This is a genomic window from Bradyrhizobium sp. CCBAU 11434 (genome assembly GCF_028128895.1).
Taxonomy (GTDB): domain Bacteria; phylum Pseudomonadota; class Alphaproteobacteria; order Rhizobiales; family Xanthobacteraceae; genus Bradyrhizobium; species Bradyrhizobium zhengyangense.
Map to the genome: position 1 here is coordinate 1 of NZ_LBJX01000051.1, position 3,351 is coordinate 3,351.

Below are 3,351 nucleotides of genomic sequence, written 5' to 3' on the forward strand. Positions count from 1 at the left end.
GATCGGGCATCATCGGGTGCAGCTGAATGCTGCGCAGTTGATGGCCCTGGTCGATGGGATGGACTGGAAGCGGGTCCGGGCTGTGCCGGTCAGGCCGCCGGAGATTGTTGGGTAAAAGCACTGCGGCGAAGTGAATCAGTGAGCTGAAAGGGCAAGAGAACCGGGGCAAAATGTGCTCTGGTCGGGTCAATGACACCGCCCGATCTCAGCCTCCCGAATGACGTAGAGACGCTGAAGGCCATGGTTCTTGCCATGGCCGAGAAAGCGGCCCGGGCCGATGCTCTGGAGAGCGAAGTCGCCGATCTCAAGGCCCGTAACGCCGATGCCGATGCGCGCATCGCGCGGCTGTCGCAGATCCTGAAGGCCTTCGACCGCGCCCGGTTCGGCCGACGATCGGAAAAGCTCGGCTCGGCGAACGATGAACAGCAGGCCTTCGTCTTCGAGGAGATCGAGACCGGCATCGCCGCGATCAAGGCCCAGGTCAGCAAGGGCCGTGCGCAGGCGGATGGCAAACGTGCATCGCGTCGGCGCAAGGGGTTTGCGCCCCATCTGGAACGGATCGAAACTGTCATTGAGCCGCAAGAGCTGGCTGAGCATGCCGGCAAGCAGAAGGTGCTGATCGGCGAGGACGTATCGGAGCGCCTGGATGTGGTGCCGGCGAAGTTCCGTTTGATCGTCACGCGCCGTCCCAAGTATGCCTTCAAGAACGCGGACGGCGTCATCCAGGCGCCGGCCCCGGCCCACATCATCGAGGGAGGCATTCCGACGGAAGCCCTTCTGGCCCAGATCGCCGTCGCCAAATATGCCGATGGCCTGCCGCTCTACCGGCAGGAGGCTATCTACGCCCGCGATCATGTCGAGCTGGACCGCCAGCTGATGGCACAATGGATGGGTAAGTTGGGCTTCGAGCTCGAGATCATGGCCGACTACATCTTCAGCGAGGTCAAGAAGGCCGGACGGGTCTTTGCCGACGAAACCACTTTGCCGACGCTCGCTCCGGGCTCCGGATCGACGAAGACAGCCTATTTGTGGGCCTATGCCCGAGATGATCGAACCTTTGTCCGCAGCGGTCCGCCGATGGTGGCTTATCGCTTCGAAGACAGCCGCGCCGGCGAATGCGTTGTCCGGCATCTCAATGGTTATCGCGGTATCCTGCAGGTTGATGTGTGTGGACGCCCCAGTAAATGCAAGCAAAATATAACTTCGGACAGGCATGTGGTCGGGTGCTGACGTGTGTCCGGCCTCGTGATGCGACCTCGACACGTCGCGGGCCCTTATGGAATGCGTGGATTGGATCCAATTCGGCTACGCGTGCTCGCTGGCACTCATCAACCTGTTGATTCTTCCAATCCCGTTCCTGACCGATTGCCCATAATCCTCCGTTAGACCTTACCACACTTCCGACGTCTCCCGGCGTCTGGCCTTGCGTTACGCAGCGCCAGACGCTGGAGCTTGGTAAACGCCACCGCGGACCATCAAGGCCCAGGCGATACGCGCCATTTTGTTCGCTAGAGCGACCGCGATCAGCTTTGGAGGCTTCTTCGAGAGCATTCTTGCCAGCCAGGACCCTGCTGGCGATCCATAGCGTCTTGCCCATCGCACAACGGCGGTTGCACCAAGCACAAGGAGGCGCCGGAGATCTCGCCGGCCCATCCTGGAGATTTTGCCCAGCCTATCCTTGCCTCCGGAAGAATTCTGTTTAGGTGTGAGACCAATCCAAGCCGCAAAATCGCGCCCCTTGGAAAAAGTCGCCGCCGACGGCGACAAGGCCTCTATCGCTGTGGCGCAGATTGTCCCGATCCCCGGAATGGTCATTAAGCGAGAGGCTACTTCGTCCTGTCTGGCGCGCACCCGCAGGCCTTTTTCCAGCTCTGCTATCTGCTCCGACAGGGATTCCACATGCTTCAAGAGATTCTGGCAAAGGCCGCGGGCAAGATCGGGCAGGTCAGGATATGTTGCCATGAGCTTATCCAATCGGGGGATATGTCTCACACCCTGAGCCACGATCAAACCGTATTCCGCAAGATGTCCGCGCAAGGCATTAATCGCCTGTGTACGCTGTCGAACCAAGAGATCACGAACCTTGAACGCCATGGAAGAAGCTTGTTTCTCGGCGCTCTTGACGCTGACAAAGCGCATCGTTGGTCGAGACGCGGCTTCGGCGATCGCTTCGGCATCCACTGCATCGTTCTTCTGACGCTTAACGAAGGGCTTCACGTACGAGGGGTGGATCAGCCGGATATCGTGGCCGAACTTACCGATCTCCCGTCCCCAATAATGGGCGCTGGCGCAGGCCTCCATCGCGACCACACACCTCGGCAACTTGGCGAAAAACTCGAGCAATCTGCTGCGGTTGAGCTTCTTGCGCAGAACGGTCCTTCCGTCTGCCCAGCGCCATGGAGCTGGAATACGTTCTTGGCCAAATCCAAACCAATGATGCTAACTCGTTCACGGAGGCCCTCCTTGCTAGGTTGAAACACCCACATTTTGGCACAATCGATGCCGTCGGGGGGCGTCCACTCCATCGGATACGCCGCCTATAACAAGCTGGCGCGATCCGATCGCGGCAATGATGGCGTCACCTTGGCCGGCTGCTGGTCACACTGCAGGCGCAAGTTCTACGAGCTGCATGTTGCAGGGAGCTCGGAAGTGGCAACGGCGACGGTCGAGCGGATGGCAACGCTCTGGCAGGTCGAGAAGACCGTGCGCGGTCAAAGCCCCGACGCACGTGTTGCCGCGCGCCAGCAAGCCTCCGCGGCGATCGTGGCAGATCTCTTCGACTTCTGGCAGCAGACCTTGCGGCGGATCTCCGGCAAATCAAAGCTGGCCGAGGCGATCCGCTATGCCGTCTCGCGCCGTGCGATCTTCGAACGCTTCCTGACCGATGGCCGCATCGAGCTCGACTCCAATATCGTCGAACGCGCCATCAGGCCACAAACAATTACGAGAAAGAATAGCCTCTTTGCGGGCAGCGACGGCGGCGGACGAACCTGGGCGACCATCGCAACATTGCTGCAGACCGCGAAAATGAACAACGTCGATCCGTTCGCTTGGCTTGCCTTAACTCTTCAGCGTATTGCCAACGGGTGGCCGAGCAGCGAAATCGATGCGCTGATGCCATGGAACCACGCCGCCTGACGGCCTGAGCTTGCCGCTTACGGTGAAATCTCCGACCGGCAGATTGGTCACGAGCTTCCAGTCGATCGGCGGACGGCCCACCGGCGGGTCGATCTCAAGGGCGTGAATGTAGGTGAGAAGCTGAGGACTGTATCGCTTCTGCTTGCCTATGGGCAGCAAGGTTTGGATTGCGGCGAACTTCACGTGCACGCACGCCGTCTCATCCTGTCCGAT

1 protein-coding gene and 3 pseudogenes are annotated in these 3,351 nt (G+C 60.0%); 2 read left to right on the plus strand and 2 right to left on the minus strand.

Annotated features, from left to right (window positions below; all coding sequences use genetic code 11):
- Positions 1 to 189: 189 nt before the first annotated feature.
- A pseudogene (gene tnpC / locus XI06_RS13090) lies at positions 190 to 1,185 on the plus strand (IS66 family transposase); the annotation flags it as partial.
- 243 nt (positions 1,186 to 1,428) lie between these two features.
- Here the strand turns inward: tnpC (XI06_RS13090) and XI06_RS13095 are convergent.
- Positions 1,429 to 2,486 (minus strand): annotated as a pseudogene (locus XI06_RS13095) (IS110 family transposase).
- Position 2,487: 1 nt separating this feature from the next.
- On the opposite strand from XI06_RS13095, the gene tnpC (XI06_RS13100) reads away from it, so the two are divergent.
- Positions 2,488 to 3,138 (plus strand): IS66 family transposase, encoded by a 651-nt coding sequence (gene tnpC / locus XI06_RS13100; protein WP_442869430.1) that lies wholly within the window; start codon positions 2,488 to 2,490, stop codon positions 3,136 to 3,138.
- On the opposite strand, the pseudogene XI06_RS13105 reads toward tnpC (XI06_RS13100), so the two are convergent.
- Positions 3,061 to 3,351 (minus strand): annotated as a pseudogene (locus tag XI06_RS13105) (hypothetical protein); the annotation flags it as partial. The gene tnpC (XI06_RS13100) and the pseudogene XI06_RS13105 sit on opposite strands and share 78 nt — an antisense overlap.